Here is a 23,240-nt window from a genome sequence, read left to right on the forward strand (position 1 = left end):
TCGGTGGCGCGCCGCTCAGCGGGCCGACCGGCACACGCCTAACGCAGCGGACTGGGCGCCGACGGTTGCCGCGAGCTTCGCCGAGTCGGTGGCGCTGGCCGTGCCCTTGGCCACCATGTCGCCCCACAGGGCGACCGCCCGCTGGAAGAGGGGGGGAGCCTGTCGGCATGCGGCCGCCGCGTTTCCGACGCGTCGGCGCACGAGATCCACATAGCCCGACGCGAGTCCGCTGTAGGTTTCGGCGAAGAAGCTGCGGATGACGGCGTCGGTGGAGTCGACGGTCGTTCGCTCCATGAGGGACACCGTCTCCCGCAGCATGACCGCCGCGTCGTCCTCGACGCCCGAGCGCGCAACCGTCTGCGCAATCTTGGCGTGCGCCTCGATGAGCGATGCGCGCTTCCAGAGGTTGGTCCCCTGGTTGTAGAGCGCCACGGTGACGGCGCGTTGCAGGTCGGCGTTGAGCGGCTGCTCGGCGGCCAACTCCCGGCGGAGCGCCAGGGAGCGACGCACATTGTCCAGCGCGGCGGGGAGTTCGGCCATGTCGAGCAAGAGCATCCCCAGGTGCTCGGTCGTAATCGAGTAGCCACGCCGCGCTGGCGTCCCGTCGCGTTCGTTGGGGGGCATGGAGTCGATGGCGGCCAGCGCCGCCAGGTACTCGCGCCGGGCCCCGCTGTTGTCACCAACACCGGCCAGGATCATGCCGAGGTAGTCGTGACTCTGGTGGAGCCGGAGGCGCAGGTCCTGCTGGGCGGGATTCGCCCTGGCCACGGACTCCAGCATGCGCAGCGATTGCCGCGTGCGCGCCAGCGCCTGCTGCGGGTCACCCGTCTCCCACAGCAGCATCCCGAGGTCGCGTGAGACGCGCGCGATCGCCCCGCGCGTATCGAGGCGGGTCGAGTCGAGGCGCAGCAGGGGTTCGAGGATCGACAACGCCTTGCGGTAGCTCGCGATCGCGCCACTGGTGTTCCCCAGGCTTGCCACCAGCGTTCCGCCCTGCACGTCCCCCATGCGTTCGTACGCCGCTGCCAGTTCCTGCTGCAACGACGGATCGTCGCTCGCTTCTGCCGAGAGTTTGTCGAGGTACTCGAGACCGTCCTTGACCAGGCGTTCGCGCACCGGGGTCGACCCGGGGAGGTCGACGACCGCGTCGTGATAGTCAAAGAGCACCGATCGGGCCAGGGTGCGCAGCTGCCCGAAGCGACGATTGGCGCGCTCGGCGTTTTGTGTGGCCACGCGCGCTTGCCAGGCCACCGCCGCCGTCCCCGTTACCAGGAGCAGAGCGGCGATCAGGGAGATCGCGACCGCTGCGGAGTTGCGCTGCACGAACTTGCTGGCGCGATACCGGAACGTGTCGGTGCGCGCGATGACCGGGAGGCCGGCCAGGTGCCGGCGGATGTCGGCGGCCAGTTGTTCAACCGAGGAGTAGCGCCGCTGCGGCTCCTTGCGGAGCGCCATGAGGACGATGTTGTCCAGGTCGCCGCGCAAGTCGCGCTGCATCCGTCCGGCACTCGCGGCCGCGACGGTACTGGGGCGCGGCGGCTCCGTGGTGCGAATGGACTGCGCCATGTCGTCGGGCGAGCGACTTCGCACGGCATGCGGCAGGGAGCCGGTGAGCAACTCATACAGGATCACACCTAACGAGTAGACGTCACTGCCTTCCAGTTGTTCCGGGGCTCGCGTACGCCGGCGTAAGGGCCCGCACGCCGGTGCCGGTGGCGCCCTCGCCCTCGTCCTGCAGGATGCGGGCGATGCCGAAGTCGAGGAGCTTGGGGACGTCGCCGGGCGTGACCAGGATGTTGAGCGGCTTGAGATCGCGATGCACCACGAGCTGCTGGTGCGCGTAGCCCACGGCGTCGCACACCTGCAGGAACAGCTCCAGGCGCGCCGTCAGCGGCAACGCGTGCGTCCGGGCGTAACGGTCGATGGGTTCGCCCTCGATGTACTCCATCACGAAGTACGGGCGCCCGTCGTCGGTGGTCCCACCATCGAGCAAGCGCGCGATGTTGGGATGGGCGAGCGAGGCAAGGATCTGGCGCTCGGCGCGGAATCGGCGCACCACGAAGTCGGTGTCCATCCCCCGCTTGATCAGCTTGAGCGCCACCTGCTGCCGGAACTGCGCGTCCGACCGCTCGGCCCGGTACACCACCCCCATGCCACCGCGACCGATCTCGCTCAGCAGGCGGAAGGGGCCGATCTGGCGCCCGATGGCATCGTCGTCAGGCGCATCGGCCGCTCTCTGCACGTCATGGAGGAGGGCGTCGAAACGTTCGAAGGCCACCTCGTCGATCCACAACGGCTCGCCGGTCGCGACGGTCAGCAGTCCTTCGACGTCGGCTCGCAGTGCCAGGTCTCCTTTGCACGCGGCGTCGAGGTAGGCGGCCCGCTCCCCCGCGGGAAGCTCGACGACGCGCTCGAGTATCGGCGCCACGCGCTCCCAGCGCTCAGGCGTCCAGTCGTTTGGTTCTCGATGGGGTCGTGCGTCGCTGGACGTCAGGAGCAGGCTCCGCGCCGTGAAAGGAACTGGGTGAGGCCCCCAGCAGACGATACGGCGCGGGTGGAGTCAAAGCGGAAGCGCAGACGGGAGCGCGACCGCGAGTGGTGCCGGAGGGGCCCGATTTCCGCTTCTGCGATGCCGCCACGTGTCGAGGGAGTCAGGCAGCTCGTCTCTCTCTCACGGACCGGTCCCGTGCGCAACGTCCTCCCTCGTCCCCTGCCGGTCGTGGCCGGCGCCTCGCGTCCCGCGCTCACCGTCGTCGCAGCGCTGGTGCGCGGCACTGGGTGCGCAACGCTCGGTGTGTCGCTCGCCGTTGGTTCAGTCCACGCGCAGGGTGGTTCGACGCCCCGCGGCGCGCTCCCCCACATCCCGCTCTGCGCGGGACTCACCATCACGACGGCCATCAGCCAGGCCAATGGCGACTACGAGTCGATCAAGACCGTGCGCGCGGTGACCGCCCGTGACGTTCGCCTCACCTACTCTTCGGAGGGGATGGTGATGGAGATGCTCGACGCTGCCCCGCGGCTGCAACGCGTGAACGTGCGCCGCACCATCGCGCGTGCCGACCTCGACACCGCCTCGCTGTACCTGCAGCAGTACAGCGCATTCACGCCAGAGCTGGTCCCCGGCACCACGGCACTCGGTACGTCGAGCGCCGTACTGCGCTCGCTCATGCTCCGGGGACGGGCCGACGTGGGGATCTTCATCCCCTTCAGCGGCCAGGCCGTCCTGGACCGGAACGAGCATCCCAACGTGTACGACAACGCGATGGTCGCCACGCTGCATCGGGTTGCCGGCAGCCCGGTCGTGGTCCCGGTGATCGTGGATGACCGTCCGGTCGACCTCCCGGCGATACGTGTCGCCGGGAACTTCTTCGGCGACAGCACCGAACTGTTCTTCCTGGACGACCCAGCCAACCCCATCACGCTGCGCTTCCGCTTCGGTATCGGCGCGATCACGCAGGGCGACGCCGACCTGTCCAATCCCCTGCTCGGCAAGGTCAAGGCTGGCGATGACCGCGACGTGTTGCGCGTGGTAAAGATCTCCACGCGGTGCGAGGGCGGCACATCGGCTTCCGGTGGCGCGAGTCCGGGAACCGCCCCACCGCCGGCGGGTGAAGCGGGGAGCGAGGAGCTTGCGCGCATGGAGCAGGCGCTGCTCACCATCGGCAAGGTGGAGGTCTACCAGGTCTTCTTCGGCTTCAACAGCGACACGTTGCGCGAGGAGTCCACGCCGACGCTGCACACCATCGCGGCGGTGCTGGCTCGGCACCCCGACTGGACGCTACGTGTGGACGGCCACACCGACAACATCGCTGGCGATGCCTACAACCTGGCGCTGTCCCGGCGGCGCGCCGCGGCCGTGAAGCGGGCGCTGGTGACAAAGCACGCCGTGCAGGACGGGCGCCTGCGCACCGATGGCTTCGGCGAAGGGCGCCCGCTCGACACGAACGACACCGTAGAGGGGCGAGCCCGAAACCGTCGCGTGGAGCTGGTGCGGATCACGCCGTGACCTCTGTCACCACCTGGGCGCGTGACGACGCGCGCACTCGAACGCGTCGGCCGATCTGACGACCGGAGGCGGCGCTTCGTTGCCGACATCCGGCGGGGCCTACAGATTGGGGAAAGCCCGTTCGTTCCCCAATCCCGGGTCCGGCATGTCCGACGGCAGTTCGCACCAGATCACTGACCTGCTGTTGCAGGTCCGCGAGGGGAAGTCGGATTCCCTCGAACGGCTGCTCCCGCTGGTGTACGGGGAGCTTCATCGTATCGCCAGCCGCCGGGTGCAAGGGCATGACCAGACCATCGGCGCCACCTCGCTCGTGCACGAGGCCTACCTCAAGCTCTTCCAGGGCGCGGGGATCGATGTGCAAACGCGCGGCCACTTCTTTGCTGTCGCGGCCACGGCAATGCGGCAGATCATCGTGGACCGGGCGCGCGCGCACCTGGCCGACAAGCGCGGCGGCGCGCATCGTCGTGTCACGCTCGAGGACGAGCTGGCCGCGACCGACGACCAGGCCGAGCAGGCGGTCGCGCTCGACGACGCGCTCGACCGGCTGGAGGCGCTGGACCCGCGACTGCGGCGCGTGGTGGAGTGTCGTTTCTTTGGCGGCCTCACCGAGGATGAAACAGCAGAGGCGGTGGGGGTCACCTCGCGCACCGTGCGCTCGGACTGGGTCAAGGCGCGCGCCTTGTTAGGCAGCTGGTTGCGCGACTGAGCGGCGGCGGCGGCGGTGCCTCAGTTCACCTTCACGCAGGAGGCGGACAGGTCGATCGTCACCGCTGCCGGGTGATCGAGGGGCCAGATGATCTCCAGTACCCACTCGGCCGACTTCCCTCCAAAGGCGGAGCTGTTGTAGCTGCTCAGCACGAAGGCCGATGGAAAGGTGACGAACCAGCCGCCGGCGGTCCCCGGTGGATTCGGGACGAAACCGCTTCGCTCCCCATACCAATTGGACAAGCCGCCAGCGATCGCGACCTTTCCCGCCGGACACCGGACCGTGAACTGTGACTTCGTCCCCGTCGTTCCCGACACCGAGTACGACGCGGTGACGATCTCGAACGCCGAGAGCGCGGTCGAGCCGCTGAGCGACGCAGGCGGGCCCGCCGGTCCAATCGGTCCGGTGGATCCCGTTGCTCCTGGCGGCCCGGCAGGACCGGCCACGCCCGCCACGCCGCTTGCCCCAGGCGGACCGGCATCGCCCTTGGGGCCGCTGGGCCCCTGGGGCCCTGCCGGTCCCGGCACACCGGTTGTAGGGCCCGCGGGACCTGGCGGCCCCTGTGGCCCGGTCGCTCCTTGCGGACCGGATGCTCCCGGCGCCCCCGCTGGTCCAACAGTGTTCCACTGCACCAGCGTATGATCGGCGCTGCGGCAGGTGGCCGACTGGCCGCTTAGGACCGCCAGGTAAATCGTCCCCGAACGCGGGACGACGCAGGCGAAGATCGGAGGGGACGACTGCTGCGCCTTCACGGCTCGCGATGCAAAGCCGCCCAGCGCCATGAGTGCGATGCATCCCACTGCCCGAGCATGCCGCGGCATCCTCGCTGTTCCTCGTGCAGTCGCAATCAGTTGATCCTGGCGCACGTGACCACCATGCGTGCGCGAAACGTCCCCACCGACTCGGCGCTCACGTGCACCACCCACTCTCGATCGGAATATCCGAACGCCTTGTTGGGATAGCTCCCGATTTCGTGCACCCACGGCGCGCCGCCGCCGGGCGAGTAGCCGCCGAACGAGTCGTCGCGCAGCAATCCGCCGCTGATCGCGATCTTGCCAACCGGGCACGTCGCGGTCACGAACGTCTGCGTGCCGGGCTGGGTGAAGGTGAACGACACGTTCGCCACCACGGTCTCCACGTTGCCGAGCGTCGCACTCCCTGCGAGGGAGCTGCCGGTTCCGGGCGGGCCCTGTGGACCGGCGGGCCCTTGCGGCCCCGTGGGACCGACGGCGCTCCACTGCACCAGCACATGGTCAGCGGCGCGGCATGTGCCTGGTGCTCCATTCTGTCCAACGAGGTACAGCGTGCCTGAGCGCGGTACGTAGCAGGCAAGCAATGGCGGGGTCGCCTGCTGCCCCTCCAGGGGCTGCCCCATGAGCAGTGGCGCCATCGCCAAGGCGCCCATCACAATGCGTGAACGAGGCATCAGCTCCTCCAGGTAGTGCCGCCAGGTGCACCGCGGCGTCGGGATCGAAAACACGTTCAGCGTCCCGCGGCGGCCAGCACGTCGATGGCGACGTCCAGCGCGAGGCCGAGTGCGTCTCGGTCGGCTTCCACGCCCACGTCGGTGCAGGTCGTGAGCGCGGTTCGTACGCGATCGACGTCGGCGCGCGTCGCGTTGAGGTAGGGAGACATCACCGAGCGCAGCGTCGCCAGGTCGGTGGTCACGCGACTCGAGCAGTTCCCAAGGGTAGGGGCGAGGCGCGCCGCCGCGTCCTCGAGTGCCGACACCGCGGTGGACGGAGGGCCGTTGGTGTTGGTCGGTGGCGGGGTCACCCCCGGTGAATCACCTCCACCACTCCCCCCGCATCCAACGAGGACTGCGCTCGTGATGCACGCGAGCAGTGCCAGCCGCGAGCCCGTCCGCAACGGTTGGGCGGCACGCGTGCGACAACGACGTGCGTTGTTGGCGGCTCGGACCCGCATCGGTTCAATCGTCCAGTTCATCAGCCGTCCACTCGCATTTGATGGTTGGTCATTCGCCAGGTCTCAGCACGGGTCCAGTGCCAGCACCCGGTCAACCCGTTGCTGGTTGGCGGCGTAGAAGGCGACGTTCGCGGGCGGTGGCTGGGGTGGCGGCGGTCGCATGCCGCTGGCGCGCGCTTCGTGCGCCATCCCCGCCATGGCCAGCGCCAGGGAGACTTCCACGAAGTCGCGCGGTGCCATGGACGCTCCCGCGAGCGCGGCCCGTACGCCCTTGTGCGCGTTGAGCGTGGCGACCTCCTGGGCGATGGAGGTGGCATCGCCCGTATTCGCGAGCCAGGTGCAGAACGACGGGTCGCGCTTCGCGAGCGCCGCCAACGCGGTGAAGGCCCGTTCCAGCTGCGCCAGGCGGTCCACGGCGAGCGGCGTCTTCACGGCGGCCTCTTGTTCGGCGATCGGCCAACTGTTCACGCCGCCCTGCGCGTGCGCGGCAAGAGGTGCCGCAACTGGCGCACCGGCCAGCAGGGCGAAGACGAGCGACCGCACAAGGGAGAGGCGCATGAGACGAGTAGTCGATGAAGTGAGGGGTCGGCGGCCAACGCAGCCGTCACTCACCTCAACGCCACCGTCCTCCGGAACCGGAAAAACCCGCGATGCATCGTCGGCAGCTCGTCACGCCGACCCGCGTTTCCGGATTCGGTCGCGCATCACGTGAAGAGGGTGCAGCCACGTGACGACGTATCACCCACCCGCCACCGACACCTGCACGGTCCAACCACCGGGGATATCTCGATGACTCGAACAACAGATTGCGCGGCCGGACACCACCGGAGGAGACGGATGGGCGTCTTTGCCCGTGCCCTGCTGGTCGGATGCCTAACGATGTCGAGCGCGCGTGCGGTCGCCGCGCAGCAACCGTCAGGCGTGGTGCTGGCCTGTGTGGTACCGAGGTCGGGCACCATCTACCTGATAGGGAGGGAGGGTGCGCCAGCGACCTGCCGCTCGGCCGACCATCTCCTGGTCCAGTGGAGCGCAGTCGGCCCTGCGGGGGCCCAGGGTCCGGCGGGACCACAGGGGCCCCCGGGGCCGAGTACCGGGGTACCGGGTCCGGCGGGGGCGCAAGGGCCCGCGGGCCCTCCCGGTGCGGTGGGCCCGGCAGGTGCAACGGGGTCGCAAGGGCCGGCCGGGCCCGATGGCAAGCCCGGACCGGCCGGGCCCGCCGGTCCTCAGGGGCTGCAAGGCGTCCCGGGCCCTCCCGGTTCGCTGGCCGCCTCCGGCGCCCTCGGCTCCCTCGAGCGCGTGGTGACTCGCTACTTTCCGAACTTGGCTGCGGGCGCCGGCTCTGGCGCGCAGTTCTTCGTCGCCACCTGTCCTGTCGGGAAGGTGGCGATCGGCGGGGGCGTGCTGGATCAGACGCCAGGCTACGGAGCGTACATCCCGGGGAGCATTCGCATGACGCTCTTCCCGTGGTTGGTTCTTGGCAGCTACCCGAATGCCGCCTTCGGCTTCTCCGATCGTGAGTGGGTCGTGCAGCTCGGGCTGGCCTCACCGGAGTTCTACCTCGGGTCTACCTCGCCGATCACCGTCTCCGTCGTCGCCATCTGCGCCAAGGTGAACTGACGTCGCGGGAGATCCACTTCTCTGCTAGTACAGTCGGGCATAGATGTGCCGCCGGTGCTGCGGTACCCCCTTCGGCACGCGCTTCGTGAATTCGTCACGCAGCGACTGGCCTGTTGGTGACGTCACCACGACTCCGCGCTCGATCGCCACGATCTTCCCGTTCAGAGGGGCGAAGATCGCGTAGCTCACACTGTCCCCGGCGACCTGCGCGTAGCAGCGCCCGCTCTCGCCAGCCGCAAAGGTGGCGAGCGGTTCGTCGATCCTGCGGCACGCGAGGTCGACGAGCTTGGCTCCTGCCGGCCCTCCGGCGCGCTCCACCACGCGGAAGCCATCGCTGGTCGGCATGAGGATGAGCGTCTCACCGTTGGGCGCGCCGGCATCGGCGGGGCCGTTCGCCGAGTCGCGCACCCACGTCCCCATCATGCGGGCGAACGGGTCGGGGGCAGCCCCGGGAGGCGGCGGCGGAGCAAAGGCCGCCATCTGGCCCACGAACTCCGCCAGCCCCGCCGGCGGAAGGGCACGATAGCCCAGCACGTCCGACAGGTGATCGAAGTGCTGCGTCAGGTACCCCGGCTGCACCAGCGCCTTCGGGTAGTGCGCCGCGTACCCCTCAAAGATGAAACGCAGCGCATCGTAGCCGGCGATGAGCGGGATCGATCCATGATCCTCGCCGTCATAGTACTTGTAGCCGTATCGAATCCCCGACGTGTTGGCGTCCTTGATGATGCTGTTGAGCGCCAGGATGTTGTTGACGTTGAGAACCGTCCCCGAATCGTACGGGGTGATGTTGTTCGCCTGCGCGATGAAGAGGGTACGTGCCGGCGGTGCCGGCTTCCCGAAGAAGTCGCGCGCCATCCGTACCATGAGCCGGTCGTCGAACCAGAGAGTCGGGTCGATCGCCACGTAGGCGTTGAAGGTCTCGGGGATCGTGTAGAGGGCGTTGAGGACCGCCAGTCCACCTAACGAATGCCCCACGAAGAGCCGATAGGGGGCGGTGCGATACGCCGAATCGACGTGCGGGATGAGTTCGGACTTGAGGAACTGCAGGAAGTTCGGATTCCCGCCGGTGATGTCCCACCCCGGGGGGAGCGGATTGCCGTACGGGTCCTTGGTGACGCGCGTCGGCGTGAGGTCGCGCCGGCGATTGGCGACGGGGATCGCGATGACGATCATCTCGGGGATGGCATACGTCCCGCCCACTCCGGTCGACAGCATCTGGAGCACGCCGGTGACGGAGTGGAAGTGCACATCACCGTCGAGCAGGTAGAGCACCGGATACGCGCGCGGGACCCGCGTCGGCGCGCCGTACGCCGGCGGGGTGTACACCAGGTACGGGCGCCGCTCCTTGAGCGTGGGCGACCAGAGGGTGTCGATGGTGCCGACGGTGAGCGCCGGTGTCGGTACCGTCGTCGACGATGGACGCTGCCCCGACGCTCGGGCCGACGCCGCGCAGGCTAGACCGGTCACGACGGCGAGAAGGAAGCGCGAGCAGGGGATCATCGGTTCAACTCTCGTGGTGCGCGGGCCGGCATGGGCCGCGAAGATTCGAGGACGGAACGGCCTGCGTGCGGCGGCACGCCGCCCGTGCGAGGCAGGGTGCATGCTGGGCGAGCGGGAGGGTCACGACAACGCCTCCAGCAGCCGCTCGATGTCGGCCATGTCGTTGTAGACCGATGGGGAGATGCGCATCCAGTTGGCGGCGACGCGCACGTTTATCCTGGCCTCGGCGAGTCGCTTGGGGACGTCGCTCTCCAGCAGTCCCTTGCGTGCGAACGTCACGATGCCACTGGTTGCGCCTGCCGGCGTGACCGCAGCGAAACCCAGCCGGGGCATCTCCTGCTGCAGCCGGGCGATGAGCGGCAGGCGGTGCGCCTGGATGTTCGCGGGCCCGAGGGCCTGCACGTAGACCAGCGAACTGGCGAGCAGTGCGACGCCGACCTCGGCGCTCCCCGTCAGCGACCCCATCTCGAACAAGCCGGCGGCGTTGCGGCTGAACTCGTATGTCACGGGCTCGTACGCTCCGACTGGAAGATGTGGCGGATAGTTTGGCTCTGCCGACGCCGCCTGGTAGTAGCTCACCACGGGACGCGTGACCTTGTCCCACACCTCCTCGCGCGCGTACAGGAAGCCGAGCCCGAAGTCACCCATCAGCCACTTGAAGCTCGAGCAGGCGGCAAAGTCGATCCCGCTCGCCTTCACGTCGAGCGGTTCGGCGCCGGCGGCGTGCACGATGTCGACGTAGACCAGGGCACCGTGCGCGTGCGCGAGGTCGGCGACCGCCTTGAGGTTGTGCTGGAAGCCGTTGTACATCGCCGCCGCCGAGATCTCGATGAGGCGCGTCTTGTGGTCGACGGCGCGCTCGAGGTCGCGGAAGTCGATCCGCGCATCGGCCGTGGGCGGAACCACGCGCACGTCGAGCCCGCGCCGGCGCAGCACGTCGAGGTTCATCAGCGCCCCCTCGAAGTGCAGTCCGTCGGTCACCACGTTGCCGTCGCGCCGATGCTCGAGTTCCAACGCGCGCACCACCAGGTTCTCGCCGGCGCTGGTGCTGGAGACGTGGGCAATCTCGCTGGGCTTGGCGTTGATGAGCTGGGCGAAGAGCGCCTTGGGCGTCGACCGGGCGGGATTGGGGGGCGGGGCCATTGTGGGACGCATCGTCCCGCGCCACTCGGCGGCTCGGCGCGCCGCCTCGACCGAGACGCGCGGGATCGGGTGCGTGTATGCGGCGTTGAGAAAGGTCGTCCCCTCCTCGATGGCAAAGTCGGCCTTGCGTGGAAGGGCCGCACCGGGGGGCGGCATCGTCGCCACGGGAGCGTTCCGCGCGTTCTCGCTATCGCTCGTTAGGCCGAGCCCACGAACAGCGGCGATCCCCCCCAATGCGCCCAGCAGTTGCCGCCGATCCATGCTCATGGTGCGTGTCCCGTTCGACGTGGTGACGCAAATGTACCCCCAACGGGGCGCGGGTGCGTTCCCTGGTGCGCGACGCCGACGACGGCACGCGCATCGACGTGAACCGCCACCGGCCGCGTGACGCGCCGCACCAACTGGCGCCGACTCGCCGCGGCACGCACCTTTCGACCACCCACCCCACCGCCGGAGCCGCTCGTGTCCCTGCGCCCCATCGCCGTCCTGGCGATCGCCCTGTCTGCCCTCCCGCTGCACCTCGCCGCCCAAGCCACGTCACCGCTCGATCCGCTGGCCAAGGAAATCGACACGCGCCTCGAGCAGGTGATGCCCAAGGTCATTGCCTGGCGTCGCGACATCCACGAGCACCCCGAGCTCTCGTTCGAGGAAAAGCGCACCTCGGCGCTCGTGGAGAAGCACCTGCGCGCCCTCGGCCTCGAGGTGCGGGCCCCTGTGGGCAAGACCGGCGTGGTCGGCATCCTCAAGGGAGGCAAGCCGGGCCCAGTCGTCGCGCTGCGTGCCGACATGGACGGTCTCCCGGTGACCGAACAGGTCGACCTCCCGTTCAAGAGCAAGGTGCGCACGATGTACAACGGGATGGACGTGGGCGTGATGCACGCCTGCGGCCACGACAACCACGTCGCGATCCTCATGGGCGTGGCCGAGGTGCTCACCGGGATGAAGGCGAAGATCCCGGGGACGATCGTCTTCCTCTTCCAGCCGGCCGAGGAAGGACTGGGCGGGGCGCAGGCGATGGTCGAGGACGGGGCGCTCAAGGATCCGCGCCCGTCGGCGATCTTCGGGCTGCACGTCTGGCCATCGTCGTTAGGCTCGATCAGCACGCGCGCGGGCGGCTTCATGGCGGCCGCCGACGGGCTGGCCATCAACGTGAAGGGGCGGCAGACGCACGGCTCGTCGCCGTGGCGCGGCGTCGACCCGATCCCGGTGGCCGCGCAGATCATCATGGGGCTGCAGACGGTCGCCTCGCGGCAGATCGACGTGACGTCGGCGCCGGCGGTGATCACGATCGGGATGATCCAGGGGGGCAACCGCGGCAACATCATCCCAGACAGCGTGGTGATGATCGGGACCATCCGCACCTTCGACCAGGCGATGCGCGCCGAGATCCACGAGCGCGTGAAGCGCACCGCCGAGGACATCGCCCGGTCGGCAGGCGCAACGGCGACGGTCGAGATCTCCGGGGGCGGGCTCATCACGCAGAACGACGCCGCCCTGCTCGACAAGATGTCGCCGACGCTCAAGCGCACCGCGGGCGAGGGCGGGCTGCGCACGATCAACCCGGTCACCGGCTCCGAGGACTTCCCCGTCTTCACCAAGGAGATCCCGGGGATCTTCTACTTCCTCGGTGTGGCGCCCAAGGGGGCCGACCTGGCCAAGCAACCGGCCAACCACTCGCCGCTCTTCTTTGCCGATGAAGGCGCACTCCCCACCGGGGTGCGCTCGCTGGCCAACCTGGCGGTGGACTACCTCAAGAGCGGCGGGTTGAAGGCGAGCAGCGTGCAGTAGCGTTGCGGCTGGCGAAGCAGGCGATGATCAACGCGGCGCCGGTGGTGTGGCACTCCCCACCGGCGTCGTCGGCGCCCGGTACGTCTCGCGCCCTCCCATCACGGTGAGGACTGGTTTCGAGGTGAGCAACGCGGTCGGCTCCACGCCGAAGATCTCGTGCGAAAGCACGACGAAGTCGGCGAGCATGCCAGCGCGTAAAATGCCCAGTTCCTGCTCGCGGAAGGCCGAGTAGGCCGAGCCGGCCGTGTAGTGCCGCAGCGCCGCGTCCAGCGAGATGCGATGCTGCGGGAGCCACCCACCGGCTGGCGTGCCATCCGGGTTCGTGCGCGTCACCGCGATCCACGTGCCTAACAATGGGTCGATCGGGAAGACCGGGTAGTCGCTCCCGAAGGCCTGCATCGCCCCGGCATCGTCAAGCGCCTTGAACGGCATCGCGTGCGGTTCGCGCGCCGGCCCCAGCAAGGGGACGTAGTTCTGCAGCGTGGTCTTGTCGGGGGTGGCGAAGATCGCCTGCGTCGAGGCAATGACGCCCAGCGCCCCGAAGCGCGGGATGTCGCTCGGGTCGGGGACCTCGAGGTGCTCCACGCGGTGGCGCCGGTCGCGGGGGCCGTTGCGTCTGGCGGCCTCCTCGAAGGCGTCGAGCGCCATCCGGATGGCCCGGTCGCCGATGGCGTGCAGCTCGACCTGGAGCCCGGCGCTGTCGTAGCGCGCCACCGTCGTATTGAGCTCGGCGGCGGTCCAGCGCGGCAGCCCCGAGCCATCGCCGATGGCGTACGGCGCCAGCATCGCCGCCGTCCCTGCGTCCACGGTCCCGTCCAGCATCCCCTTGGCGATCCCGGTGCGCAGGTAGGGCCCCGACCAGCGCGCGCCTAACGCCTTCCAGGCCTTGAGCGCCGAGTCGGATGCCGTGCGCTCGAACGGGAGCGCGATGCGCCAGCGCACCAGCAGCGAATCCTCGGCGAGCGCCCGCTCGAAGGCCCGCTGCTCGGTGCTGTCGATGGCGTTGGCCAGCTGCAACGAGGTGAGCCCCAGCGCCGCGACGCGGTGCATCTCGTAGCGCATCGCCGCGTACACTTCCTCGGCCGTGGGATCGGGGAGGTGTCGGCGCACCAGGGCGTTGGCCGTCTCCTGCAACAGCCCTGTTGGGGCGCCGTTGGCATCGCGGATGATCGCCCCGCCCGCCGGCTCCGGCGTTTCCATCCCCACCCCGGCGAGCGAGAGCGCCCGCTGGTTGGCCAGCGTCTGGTGCCCGTCACGATCGGTGAGCAGCACGGCGCGGTCGGGGAAGGCGCCGTCGAGGTAGCGCCGGTGCGCGGTATTCTGCGGGAACATGTCGGGCGTCCACCCGCGTCCGGTGATCCACGCATCCGCCGGCAGGTCCTTCGCAAAGGCCTGCAGCCGCGCCACGATCTCGGCGGGGTCCTTGGCGTTCACGAGGTCGGCGCTGCGACGCGTGGGGAGGTGCATGTGCGCATCGTGGAAGCCCGGTATGACGCGCTGTCCCCCGAGATCCTCGAGCCGCGTCGTGCTCCCGGCCAGCGCGCGCACCGAGGAATCGCTCCCGATGGCGACGATACGATCGCCACGGATGGCGAGCGCGGTCGCCTGCGGCAGCGTCGAGTCCCCGGTCCAGATGCGGGCGTTGTAGAAGATGCGCTCGGGGGGCGGCGCCCCCTCCTGCCCGCAGGCCGCCAGGGCGAGCATGGCGAGGGTCCCTCGCGCGACGCGCGCGCACTGCTGTCGTGACATCGGGCCGGCGCCGCTCATCGCAATGCTCCGCCAGCCGCAACCCAGGCGTCGTATCGTTGGCGCAACACCGTCATCGGCATCGACCCGCCATCCAGCAGGAAAGCATGCCACTGCTTGATGTCGAACCGGCTCCCCAGCTTCTTCTTCGCATCCTCACGCAGCACCAGGAGCTCGCGCGCTCCCATCTTGTAGGCGAGCGCCTGTCCCGGCAGGTCGACCGAGTAGCGCAACGTCTCGGTGTCGAGCTGCAGGTCGCTCTCCAGCGTGTTCTCCTTCATGAAGGCGATGGCCCGTTCGCGGGGCCAGCCGAGGGCGTTCATCCCGGTGTCGACCACCAGCCGGCACGAGATGAACATGTCCATCATGAGGCGACCGTAGCGATCGTACGGATCGGAGTAGAGCCCCATCTCCCCCGCGAGCGCCGACGCATAGTCGCCCCACCCTTCCGTGAAGGCGGTGTAGCCCCCCTCGCGCCGGAACTGCGGCAGCGCACCGTTCTCCCGCTGGATGGCGACCTGAAAGTGGTGCCCGGGGATGAGTTCGTGGAAGACGAGCGCCGCCCCCTGCAACATGCTGCGCTGCGGCAAGTTGGAGCCGTTGAAGAAGTAGTGCCCCATCGAGTCCTGCACCGAGGGCTCCTGGTAGAAGCCGAAGGTCATCGCCCCCTCGAGGCGCGGGTCGAGGCGCCGCACGTCGCCCTGCGCGCGCGGGAGCTTGGTGAAGTAGTCACCCACCCGCGGGCGAATGCGCGCATCGTGATACATCAGCTTCTCGCCAAACTCCTCGGGGGTCTTGGCATAGAAGCGGGCGTCCTTGCGCAACGAGTCATGGAACTGGGCCTTGGTCCCCGTGAAGCCGAGTTCCGCGCGCACCCTCGCCATGGCGCTGTCGATGCGCGCCACCTCGGCGAGCCCGATGCGGTGCACCGCGTCGGGGGTCACGTCCATCGTGGTGTGCTGCCGCACCAGATGACGATAGAAGGCGTCGCCACCGGGGTACTGTCCGAGCCCCACCTTGTCCGACGTCTCCGCGCGATACGGGCCGTCCAGGTAGGCGGCGAGCCGCTCCAGCGCCGGGTTCACGCGCGTCGTGATGCGCGCGCCTAACGCGCGACGAAACTCGTCACGCTGCGCCGGCGACACGGCGGCCAGTCGCCCCTCGGCCACACTGAACGGGCTCTGCTCCGGCGGCTGGGCGAAGCCGCGTACGAAGGGGATGACGAGTCGCAGCTCTTCCTTGGGAAGGAGGAGCTTGCGCGTCCGTCGCGCCTCGAGCCCGCCGCGAATGGTGTCGGCCATGGCCGCCGCCTCGTCGACCAGCGCCAGATAGTGCGCGAGGTCGGCCGCCGTGGTCAACTGCTGCGACGCGAGCAGCCGCGGGACCGTGCCGAGCGGCGAGGCGTACGGCGTGATGGACGAGAAGGTGAGCCAGTGGAAGCGCGCGGCCTCGATGACCTGCACCAGTTCCCAGCGCAGCATGCGCGAGGTGCTCCACTCGTCAGGCGACAGCTCGGCGGGGACGAGCAGGTCGATGGTGCGCACCACCCCGCGCGCGCGCGCCGCGTCGCGCTCGACGCGTGCGAACGAGAGGTCAGGGAGGTGCTCCACGCGCAGCCCCGAACGGGCGCGCAGCATCGGATCCTCCTCGACCATGCGCCGCTCATGCTCGGCGACGAGTCGGGCGAGGGTGCGGGCGCTCGCCGTCGAGTCGACGGGGGCGGCGGCGGCGAGGAAGGCGAGGGCAAACGGGGCGAGGGAGATCATGCGGAAAGCTTACGTCATTCCGGCCCCGTTCGCACGTCGCCGCACCCACGACCATCCCCCCAACGAGGTGGGCCCCTGGCGACCGAACGCCCCGCCCTTTCGTTAGGCGACGACGATCAGGTGGGTGTCACCGTCCCTCGGTCTCGCAGCAAGGGTATCCGCTCGCGGTCGTTCACCGTGCGTAGTGGCGACGGCGAACGCTGCGACACCCGATCCACTTCGGCGGCGATGGCGTCGATCGCCTGCTCGATGCGGTCGAGGCGAACCTCGGATGGCGTGAGCGCACTCCGGTCGACCGGGCGGCCGGCGATCCACCCCGCGCTCCGCCAGGTCCGGGCCAGTGGCGCGTCGCCCGGAATGAGCTGCGCGTGCCCGCACGTGGGGCAGCAGTCGCGCCGCATGCTGTATCGCCAGACCGCGTAGACGATCCCCGGAATCACGAACGGGACGGCAAGCGCGAGTGCGACCCACGGGCTCCCCGGGGGAACCTTGAGCGGGGCGCTGGTCTCGGATCCGCACTGGGTGCAGAGCAATCGAGTAGGCTGCATGAGGGAGGCGGCGAGGGGGGGGACGGTGCGTTGCCGAATCATACGCGACCGCCATACGTAGTTGGCAAGCCCACGCCGCAAAGGCGCGCCACACCGTCGCGTCGCGAAGTCGCGCACCGGACGGGCGCCCCCTTGCTCCGCGAGGTGCGCCGTCGCACGATGCGCCCAGTGTTTCGCCGCACGCCTCCCGCTACCCCACCATGACCTTCCGCCCCCACGTCACCGACCTCGCCCTCGCCCGACGCCTCGAACGGGCGGAGGGATCGGCCAACGCCGCCTTCGTGGAGTCGCGCGCCCTGCACGCGCCGGCGTTAGGCGCCACCTGGAGCGAGGTGGGTGGGACCTATGCCATGTTCGACGGCGTCGGCTCCCCCCTCACGCAGACCTTCGGGCTCGGGCTCTTTGCCGCGCCCAGCGCCGACGACCTGCAGGCGCTCGAGGACTTCTTTCGCGCACGCGGCGCCGAGGTCTTTCACGAGGTGAGCCCGCTGGCCGACCCCGCGCTCCTCCCCCTCCTGTCGGGGCGCGGCTACCACCCCATCGAGCTCACGACGGTGTTGCGCCTCCCGCTCGACGATGCATCGCCGCCGGCCGTCTCCGCGCGCCCGCCCGTCGCCGGCCTTACCACGCGCCGCATCGACAGCGGCGAGCTCTCCGCCTGGGCCGAAGGCTCGGCGCGCGGATGGGGGGAATACCCGGAACTCGCCGCCTTCATGCGCGACTTCGGAACGGTGACTGGCAGCAGCCGCGGCGTCTCGTGCTTCGTGGCCGAGCTCGAGGGGGAAATCATCGCCACCGGGGCGATGGCGATACACGGCGGCGTGGCCCTGCTCGCAGGGGCAAGTACGATCCCCGCGTGGCGCGGGCGCGGGGCGCAGGGGGCGCTGCTCGCCGCGCGCCTCGCCTATGCGCGAGCCGAGGGGTGCGACCTCGCGATGATGGGGGCGGCCCCGGGAAGCACCTCGCAGGCCAACGCAGAGCGACAAGGGTTCCGCATCGCCTACACGCGCATCAAGTGGCAGCTGGCGGCGTAAGCGAGCCGCGACCGATGCCCGACGTGCCACGCCTCATCGCCGTGGCGGGGGCTCAGCGCCCCCACGCGTCCGGCACGTCGGCGCCGGGATTGTTCGTCAGCCGCATTGCTCCCGACCCGTCGGCATTCATCACGTAGATCTCGTCGTTGCCGTCGCGATCGGTGGCAAAGGCGATCTGGCGGCCATCGGGCGACCAGACCGGATAGCGATCGCTGGACGCGTGCGTGGTCAGGAGGCGCAACCCGGTGCCGTCGGCATTGACGATGTAGATGCCGGCGGTGCGATCGCGATAGGCGTGAAAGGCCAGGCGCGACCCATCGGGTGACCAAGCCACCCTCGGCCCTTTCTCCGTCCCGTCCGAGGTCAGTCGGAGTGCCTCGCTGCCGTCGGCCCTCATGATGAAGAGCTCGCGCGCGACGCCGCGTGCCGAGAAGAAGGCGATGTGCGCTCCATCCGGCGACCAGGCCCCACCGACGTCGTCACCCAGGTTGAAGGTGAGGCGCGTCTGCCCCGTCCCGTCGGCGCGCATCACGTACAGCTCGAAGTTGCCGTCCCGCGACGAGGTGAAGAGGACCTTCGAGCCGTCGGGCGACCAGCGCGGGAAGCCGTTGGCCCCGCCAGCGTTGGTCAGCTGCAACGCCGGACGTCCATTGGTCGCGGTGACAAACACCTGGTACGTCCCGGTGCGGTTCGACATGAAGGCGATGTCGAAGCCGTCGGGGGAGTAGTCGCCGTGCTGGTTGACGGCGCTGCGCGCGGTGAGCGGACGGGCGCCGCTGCCATCGGCATGCATCACGTACAGGTCCGCCGCCCCGCCGCGGACCGACGAGAAGAGGATCTGGTTCCCCACGCGCGGTGCCGGCCCTCCGGACGAAAGGGCGTCGCCGCCGCACGCCGAGGCACACAGCACCAGGGCGAACGGAACCAGCGACACACGACGACCTGACGTTGCGCCTGAGGGGGTGACGCGCACCACGGGATCCTGTGATTCGAGGGGGAGGAGCCACCCTCCCCTCCTGAGTTGACCGGGACGAGGCGGGCGCCGCCTACAATACTGCTGCCACTGGGCGTCGAGGAAGGCCGGGACGGCGGCCAATCCCGCTTTCCGCACCACGCCCCCCTCCCGATACCGACGAGGACCGTTCCGTCCCCGACGAGCGCGCCCCCTCAGACGTCCAGGTTCTCCTCGAGCAGCCGCTCCACGATGACGACGTCACGCCAGACGCCGTCGAGCTTCCCGTGACGCTCGTACACCCCGACCTCGCGAAAGCCGTGGCGGGCGCACAGTGCCAGCGATGCGGCGTTCTCGGGAAAGGCGCGCGAGACGAGCTTGCTCAGGCCGGCCGCGGTGCAGGCGGAGATGAAGGCCCCCATGAGGGCGTTGCCGACGCCGCGCCCGCGGGCCACCTCGGCCACATACACCGAGAACTCCGCGATGCTCGCGTAGCAGGGGCGCAGGCGATAGTCGCTGGCTCGTACCCACCCCAGCACCTCCTTCCCGGCGTACACGCTGTCGGCGTTAGGCGCCACCGCCACGAGGAACGGATGGCGCGCCGCGTTGGAGGCAGCGAACCACGACACCACGTCGTCGGCCGAACGTTCGGTCGTTTCGAAGGTCGCGCGGCGCCCGCGAATTCCTTCGTTGTAGATGGCAGCGACCTGAGCGGCGTCGCTGACGGTGGCCGGGCGGATCGTAATCGGGAGGCGTGGTGACATATGCTCGAGTGCGTTACCGACACTATCGGTCACATCACCCGTCTTGCGCCACCCCCAGGTCGCACGTCGAGCCGTCTCCCGCGCCGTCGCCGGCGCGCCGGCGCCCGTGCGCCGAGCCGGAGCCGTCGACCAGTCGTGAGAGGGCTTGTAGCTTGCCTCCGGTCCCCCGGCGATTCGCCCGTTCCGCGCCACGCCCATGACCCTCCCCGCACGCGCCCTCCGTTCCGCCCACGTGCTCGTGGGCATCCTGCTCGCCTGCACATCGCTGGGCGCGAGGACGGCGCGTGCACAGGTAGCACCAGCCGCGCACGGCACCAAGTCGGCCGCCGATGCCGACATTGCCTTCGTGCAGGGGATGATCGCGCACCACGCGCAGGCCGTGGAGATGTCGGCGCTCATCGCCGAGCGCACCACGCGCCCCGAGCTGCGGGCCCTTGGCGAACGCATCTCGGTCTCGCAGAAGGACGAGATCGCGATGATGCAGCAGTGGCTGCACGAACACGGCGCCGCCATCCCCGACTCCGCCGGAGGTCATGCGCAGCACAGCGGGCACGGCGTGTTGATGCCGGGGATGCTCTCCGCCGAGGAGATGCAGGCGCTGGCCGCCTCGAGCGGCCCGGCCTTCGATCGCCTCTTCCTGGCGGGGATGATCAAGCACCACCAGGGGGCGCTGACGATGGTGGGGGAGTTGCTTCGCGTCCCGGGAGCAGCCCGCCAGCCGCAACTGTACGAGTTCGCCGCCGACATCGACGCCGACCAGCGCGCCGAAATCGCGCGCATGCGCGCACTCCTGGCCCGACTCCCGGCACCATAGCGGCGCCCTCGCACCGCCCTGTCGACGCCGGCCGCGCCGAGCGCCCCCGCACGCGGTCGCCGCCCGTCCTTCCTACGCGCTGAACAGCAGGCAGACCGGAGCCGGCACGCTCGCCTCGGCGCCGGTGCGCGTCAGGTGCCCGGTCCTCGCGTCGATGGTGAACGAGGTGATCGAATCCGAGCGCTGGTGCGCGACCAGCAGGAGGTGGCCGGCAGGATCGATGGCGAAGTTGCGAGGCCAGTGGCCACCGGTGGCGACCGACTGCACGAGGGCGAGTCGCCCGGTGCCAGGAGCGACGGAAAACACGGCGATGGTGTTGTCGCCGCGATTGGAGAGATAGACGAATCGCCCCGTTGGGTGCACGTGCAGGTCGGCCGGGAAGTTGTCCCCTGCGGCCCCCGCCGGTCGTGTCGACAGCACCTGTTGCAGCACCAGGCTCCCCGAGGCGCTCCCATACCGGAACGCCGCCAGCGTCGAGTCGAGTTCGTTGGCGACGTACACCGTGCCTCCGTCAGGCGCAAAGGCCAGGTGGCGCGGGCCGGCACCCGGGGGGAGCGCGACCTCCGGCTGACGCGCCGGGGTCAGCGTGCCGCGCGTGGCGTCGTAGCGATAGACGCGAATGCGATCGATCCCGAGGTCAGCCGACAGCGCGAACCGGTTCGCCTTGTCCAGGAGGATGCAATGCGCGTGCGGCCCCGCCTGTCGTGCGCGGTTTGGCCCCTTCCCGACGTGTTGCACCTGTGCGGTCGCCTCACCCGGCCCGCGCGCCCCCAGCGGAAAGACGGCGACATTCCCTCCGACGTAGTTCGCCACCAGCGCATGCGCCCCCGTGGCATCAATCGAGGCATAGCACGGCGCACCCCCCAGCGAGGCACGCTCACCGATCCTCGTGAGGGCGCCAGTGCCTACGTCGCGTGCGAAGGTCGTCAGCGCCCCCGATGGCTTGTCGTCGTACGACGCCAACTCGTTCACCGCCACCAACGTGCGACGATCGGGCGTCAGCGCCAGGAAGGAGGGATCCCGCGTCTCGGCCGCGAGCGTCGCCGCGCGAAAGGCGCCGGTGGCTCGCTCGACCTCCATGCGATAGATGCCGCGGCTCACGCCATTCGCCGTGTAGGTCCCGACGTAGAGCTCCCAGACATCGGTCTGGGGGTGCGCCGCACCCAGCAGTTCCGGATGCCATGCCGCCATACCGAGTGCGGCGACCGCCCCCGCACCAAGGAAGTCGCGACGCGAGTACCGCACGTGGCGGCTCACGCGCACCCCCGTACGCACGTCCGGCGCTCCCCATCGCACGACGTGCGCGTCCCAGCGCACGAGATGCGCGTCCCGGCACATGAGATGCGCCCCCGGGCGTGCCCAACGCGGCCGGCCGCGGCAGACTGGCCGCTCGCCTGACCAGAGTGCGTGCGCGAACCAGGGGGACGACGGGAACGGGAACAGATCCTCGAGCGCATGACAGGGTACTCCATCTCGGTTGGCCGCCCCCAGGACCGGCATGGGGAAACGCGCGTCTCCTCCATGATCACGCCGCGCACTGCTCGGCGGAACCACTCGCCGCGTTGTGATCTGCCTTGCTACATGAACGCCTCTGGGGGCTGTAGCTTCCCCGCCTGTCTCGAACCCGCCAGCGCACCATGATCTCGTCCCGACCTCTGTCTTCGTCCCTCATCGTCGGGGGACTCGCTGTCCTGCTCTTCGCCGCATCGGCCGGTGCCCAGGGCGACCCTCGTGTTGGACTCAAGGCCGGCGTCCAGGATGCCGGAGAGGCGCTGCGCCACATGGAACTCGTGGCCCATCGCCCCAAGGCGGACGGTTTCAGCAACGCGAGCGAGCCCGGCGACTTCGCCTTTGCCAACTCCGACCTGGCCTTCAACAGGAAGTACGTCTTCCAGGGCGGCTACCACGGCATCCAGGTGTGGGACATCGCCGACCCGCGCGCTCCGAAGATTCGCGCCACGCTCTCCTGCCCCGGCGGGCAGGGCGACGTCTCGGTCTACAGGAATCTCCTCTTCATGTCGGTCGAGCAGCCCAGCGCGCGCATCGACTGCGGAGCGCAGGCGGTGACCGATACCGTGAGCAGCGAGCGCTTCCTCGGCGTGCGCATCTTCGACATCACCAACATCGACGCGCCGCGACAGATCGCCGCCGTGCAGACGTGCCGCGGTTCGCACACGCACACGCTCCTCGTCGATCCGAAGGACAGCAAGAACGTCTACGTCTACGTGCAGGGGACGAGCCCGGTCCGCCACCCCGCGGAGCTCCCCGGCTGCTCCGGGCTCCCGCCGGAAAAGGACCCCAACAGCTCCTACTTCCGCATCGAGGTGATCCAGGTTCCCCTGGCATCGCCTAAAGATGCAAAGGTCGTGAACGCCCCGCGCATCTTTGCCGATGCCGCGGGGAACGTCGCCGGGCTGTGGAAGGGTGGGACGCACGGCGAGGGGACGCAGGAGACGTCGACCACCGACCAGTGCCACGACATCACCACCTTTCCGGCCCTCGGCCTCGCCGCGGGCGCGTGCTCGGGGAACGGGATCCTGCTCGACATTCGTAATCCGGCGGCGCCCAGGCGCATCGGCGAGGTGAGCGACCCCAACTTCGCCTACTGGCACTCGGCCACCTTCGGCAACGATGGAAACCGCTTGCTCTTCACCGACGAGTGGGGCGGCGGTGTGGGGGCCCGCTGCCGCGCGACCGACAAGCCGACGTGGGGAGCCAACGCCACCTTCACGCTGAGCAAGGATCGCAAGCTGCGCCCCGCCGGCTACTTCAAGCTCCCTGCCGTGCAGGAAGCCACCGAGAACTGCGTGGCGCACAACGGGTCGCTCGTCCCGGTCCCGGGACGCGACATCATGGTGCAGGCGTGGTACCAGGGGGGAATATCGGTGCTCGACTTCACCAACCCGCACAACCCCTCGGAGATCGCCTTC

Annotated in this window: 21 protein-coding genes; 7 read left to right on the forward strand and 14 right to left on the reverse strand. The window is 69.5% G+C overall.

Annotated elements, in window-relative coordinates:
* Positions 1 to 15: 15 nt before the first annotated feature.
* On the reverse strand, positions 16 to 1,632 hold the full coding sequence (locus IPN47_15940; protein MBK9409505.1) for a hypothetical protein: 1,617 nt from the start codon (positions 1,630 to 1,632) through the stop codon (positions 16 to 18).
* Between the two features lie 16 nt (positions 1,633 to 1,648).
* Positions 1,649 to 2,428, reverse strand: coding sequence for a serine/threonine protein kinase (locus IPN47_15945; GenBank protein MBK9409506.1), 780 nt, complete (start codon positions 2,426 to 2,428; stop codon positions 1,649 to 1,651).
* A 258-nt stretch (positions 2,429 to 2,686) separates the two neighbouring features.
* Here IPN47_15945 and IPN47_15950 point away from each other — a divergent pair, with 258 nt between their 5' ends.
* Positions 2,687 to 4,006: an OmpA family protein gene (locus IPN47_15950; GenBank protein MBK9409507.1), complete on the forward strand. Its 1,320-nt coding sequence runs from the start codon at positions 2,687 to 2,689 to the stop codon at positions 4,004 to 4,006.
* Between the two features lie 145 nt (positions 4,007 to 4,151).
* Positions 4,152 to 4,712, forward strand: coding sequence for a sigma-70 family RNA polymerase sigma factor (locus tag IPN47_15955; GenBank protein ID MBK9409508.1), 561 nt, complete (start codon positions 4,152 to 4,154; stop codon positions 4,710 to 4,712).
* 20 nt (positions 4,713 to 4,732) lie between these two features.
* Here IPN47_15955 and IPN47_15960 read toward each other — a convergent pair whose 3' ends face one another.
* From IPN47_15960 to IPN47_15975, 4 genes are all read right to left on the reverse strand, one after another.
* On the reverse strand, positions 4,733 to 5,512 hold the full coding sequence (locus IPN47_15960; protein MBK9409509.1) for a collagen-like protein: 780 nt from the start codon (positions 5,510 to 5,512) through the stop codon (positions 4,733 to 4,735).
* A 47-nt stretch (positions 5,513 to 5,559) separates the two neighbouring features.
* Positions 5,560 to 6,138: a hypothetical protein gene (locus IPN47_15965; GenBank protein MBK9409510.1), complete on the reverse strand. Its 579-nt coding sequence runs from the start codon at positions 6,136 to 6,138 to the stop codon at positions 5,560 to 5,562.
* 56 nt (positions 6,139 to 6,194) lie between these two features.
* Positions 6,195 to 6,488 (reverse strand): hypothetical protein, encoded by a 294-nt coding sequence (locus tag IPN47_15970; protein MBK9409511.1) that lies wholly within the window; start codon positions 6,486 to 6,488, stop codon positions 6,195 to 6,197.
* A gap of 213 nt (positions 6,489 to 6,701) precedes the next feature.
* On the reverse strand, positions 6,702 to 7,196 hold the full coding sequence (locus tag IPN47_15975) for a hypothetical protein (GenBank protein MBK9409512.1): 495 nt from the start codon (positions 7,194 to 7,196) through the stop codon (positions 6,702 to 6,704).
* A 231-nt stretch (positions 7,197 to 7,427) separates the two neighbouring features.
* On the opposite strand from IPN47_15975, the gene IPN47_15980 reads away from it, so the two are divergent.
* The gene (locus IPN47_15980; GenBank protein ID MBK9409513.1) at positions 7,428 to 8,255 is read left to right on the forward strand and encodes a collagen-like protein; all 828 of its coding nucleotides are present in this window, start codon (positions 7,428 to 7,430) and stop codon (positions 8,253 to 8,255) included.
* A gap of 24 nt (positions 8,256 to 8,279) precedes the next feature.
* Here the strand turns inward: IPN47_15980 and IPN47_15985 are convergent, their stop codons facing one another.
* The gene (locus IPN47_15985) at positions 8,280 to 9,755 is read right to left on the reverse strand and encodes an alpha/beta hydrolase (protein MBK9409514.1); all 1,476 of its coding nucleotides are present in this window, start codon (positions 9,753 to 9,755) and stop codon (positions 8,280 to 8,282) included.
* Between the two features lie 120 nt (positions 9,756 to 9,875).
* Positions 9,876 to 11,165, reverse strand: coding sequence for an aminotransferase class V-fold PLP-dependent enzyme (locus IPN47_15990; protein ID MBK9409515.1), 1,290 nt, complete (start codon positions 11,163 to 11,165; stop codon positions 9,876 to 9,878).
* Positions 11,166 to 11,486: 321 nt separating this feature from the next.
* On the opposite strand from IPN47_15990, the gene IPN47_15995 reads away from it, so the two are divergent.
* On the forward strand, positions 11,487 to 12,686 hold the full coding sequence (locus tag IPN47_15995) for an amidohydrolase (protein MBK9409516.1): 1,200 nt from the start codon (positions 11,487 to 11,489) through the stop codon (positions 12,684 to 12,686).
* Positions 12,687 to 12,713: 27 nt separating this feature from the next.
* On the opposite strand, the gene IPN47_16000 is transcribed toward IPN47_15995, so the two are convergent.
* The 3 genes from IPN47_16000 to IPN47_16010 all read right to left on the reverse strand — a co-directional run bounded on the left by IPN47_16000 (position 12,714) and on the right by IPN47_16010 (position 16,746).
* On the reverse strand, positions 12,714 to 14,453 hold the full coding sequence (locus IPN47_16000; protein ID MBK9409517.1) for an amidohydrolase: 1,740 nt from the start codon (positions 14,451 to 14,453) through the stop codon (positions 12,714 to 12,716).
* Positions 14,450 to 16,198: a DUF885 domain-containing protein gene (locus IPN47_16005; protein MBK9409518.1), complete on the reverse strand. Its 1,749-nt coding sequence runs from the start codon at positions 16,196 to 16,198 to the stop codon at positions 14,450 to 14,452. The genes IPN47_16000 and IPN47_16005 overlap by 4 nt, the downstream gene beginning before the upstream one ends.
* A 116-nt stretch (positions 16,199 to 16,314) precedes the next feature.
* A complete protein-coding gene (locus tag IPN47_16010) occupies positions 16,315 to 16,746 on the reverse strand; it encodes a hypothetical protein (GenBank protein ID MBK9409519.1) in 432 nt (143 codons plus the stop codon).
* Between the two features lie 200 nt (positions 16,747 to 16,946).
* Here IPN47_16010 and IPN47_16015 point away from each other — a divergent pair, with 200 nt between their 5' ends.
* Entirely contained in the window at positions 16,947 to 17,780 is an 834-nt protein-coding gene (locus IPN47_16015; GenBank protein ID MBK9409520.1) for a GNAT family N-acetyltransferase, read from the forward strand.
* A gap of 52 nt (positions 17,781 to 17,832) precedes the next feature.
* Here the strand turns inward: IPN47_16015 and IPN47_16020 are convergent, their stop codons facing one another.
* Both IPN47_16020 and IPN47_16025 read right to left on the reverse strand, forming a co-directional pair.
* On the reverse strand, positions 17,833 to 18,714 hold the full coding sequence (locus IPN47_16020) for a PD40 domain-containing protein (GenBank protein MBK9409521.1): 882 nt from the start codon (positions 18,712 to 18,714) through the stop codon (positions 17,833 to 17,835).
* A gap of 233 nt (positions 18,715 to 18,947) precedes the next feature.
* Positions 18,948 to 19,496, reverse strand: a complete 549-nt coding sequence (locus IPN47_16025) for an N-acetyltransferase (GenBank protein MBK9409522.1) — start codon at positions 19,494 to 19,496, stop codon at positions 18,948 to 18,950.
* Between the two features lie 196 nt (positions 19,497 to 19,692).
* Between IPN47_16025 and IPN47_16030 the strand changes: the two genes are divergently transcribed.
* Positions 19,693 to 20,310 carry a DUF305 domain-containing protein gene (locus IPN47_16030; protein MBK9409523.1) on the forward strand — a complete coding sequence of 206 codons (618 nt, stop codon included), beginning with the start codon at positions 19,693 to 19,695 and terminating at the stop codon, positions 20,308 to 20,310.
* A 72-nt stretch (positions 20,311 to 20,382) separates the two neighbouring features.
* Here the strand turns inward: IPN47_16030 and IPN47_16035 are convergent, their stop codons facing one another.
* Entirely contained in the window at positions 20,383 to 21,627 is a 1,245-nt protein-coding gene (locus tag IPN47_16035; GenBank protein ID MBK9409524.1) for a lactonase family protein, read from the reverse strand.
* 320 nt (positions 21,628 to 21,947) lie between these two features.
* Here IPN47_16035 and IPN47_16040 point away from each other — a divergent pair.
* The coding region (locus IPN47_16040) for a hypothetical protein (protein MBK9409525.1) at positions 21,948 to 23,240 on the forward strand (1,293 nt) is incomplete at its 3' end.

The sequence above is a fragment of the Gemmatimonadota bacterium genome (assembly GCA_016719105.1).
Taxonomy (GTDB): Bacteria; Gemmatimonadota; Gemmatimonadetes; order Gemmatimonadales; family Gemmatimonadaceae; genus SCN-70-22.

Bases quoted from the DNA above. Each gene is read 5' to 3' on its own strand.
- IPN47_16025 (MBK9409522.1), bottom strand. From the start codon at position 19,496: ATGTCACCACGCCTCCCGATTACGATCCGCCCGGCCACCGTCAGCGAC.
- IPN47_15980 (MBK9409513.1), top strand. From the start codon at position 7,428: ATGACTCGAACAACAGATTGCGCGGCCGGACACCACCGGAGGAGACGG.
- IPN47_15975 (MBK9409512.1), bottom strand. From the start codon at position 7,196: ATGCGCCTCTCCCTTGTGCGGTCGCTCGTCTTCGCCCTGCTGGCCGGT.
- IPN47_15995 (MBK9409516.1), top strand. From the start codon at position 11,487: ATGCCCAAGGTCATTGCCTGGCGTCGCGACATCCACGAGCACCCCGAG.
- IPN47_15965 (MBK9409510.1), bottom strand. From the start codon at position 6,138: ATGCCTCGTTCACGCATTGTGATGGGCGCCTTGGCGATGGCGCCACTG.
- IPN47_16010 (MBK9409519.1), bottom strand. From the start codon at position 16,746: ATGCAGCCTACTCGATTGCTCTGCACCCAGTGCGGATCCGAGACCAGC.
- IPN47_15990 (MBK9409515.1), bottom strand. From the start codon at position 11,165: ATGAGCATGGATCGGCGGCAACTGCTGGGCGCATTGGGGGGGATCGCC.
- IPN47_16030 (MBK9409523.1), top strand. From the start codon at position 19,693: ATGACCCTCCCCGCACGCGCCCTCCGTTCCGCCCACGTGCTCGTGGGC.
- IPN47_16015 (MBK9409520.1), top strand. From the start codon at position 16,947: ATGACCTTCCGCCCCCACGTCACCGACCTCGCCCTCGCCCGACGCCTC.
- IPN47_16000 (MBK9409517.1), bottom strand. From the start codon at position 14,453: ATGAGCGGCGCCGGCCCGATGTCACGACAGCAGTGCGCGCGCGTCGCG.
- IPN47_16005 (MBK9409518.1), bottom strand. From the start codon at position 16,198: ATGATCTCCCTCGCCCCGTTTGCCCTCGCCTTCCTCGCCGCCGCCGCC.
- IPN47_15955 (MBK9409508.1), top strand. From the start codon at position 4,152: ATGTCCGACGGCAGTTCGCACCAGATCACTGACCTGCTGTTGCAGGTC.
- IPN47_15985 (MBK9409514.1), bottom strand. From the start codon at position 9,755: ATGATCCCCTGCTCGCGCTTCCTTCTCGCCGTCGTGACCGGTCTAGCC.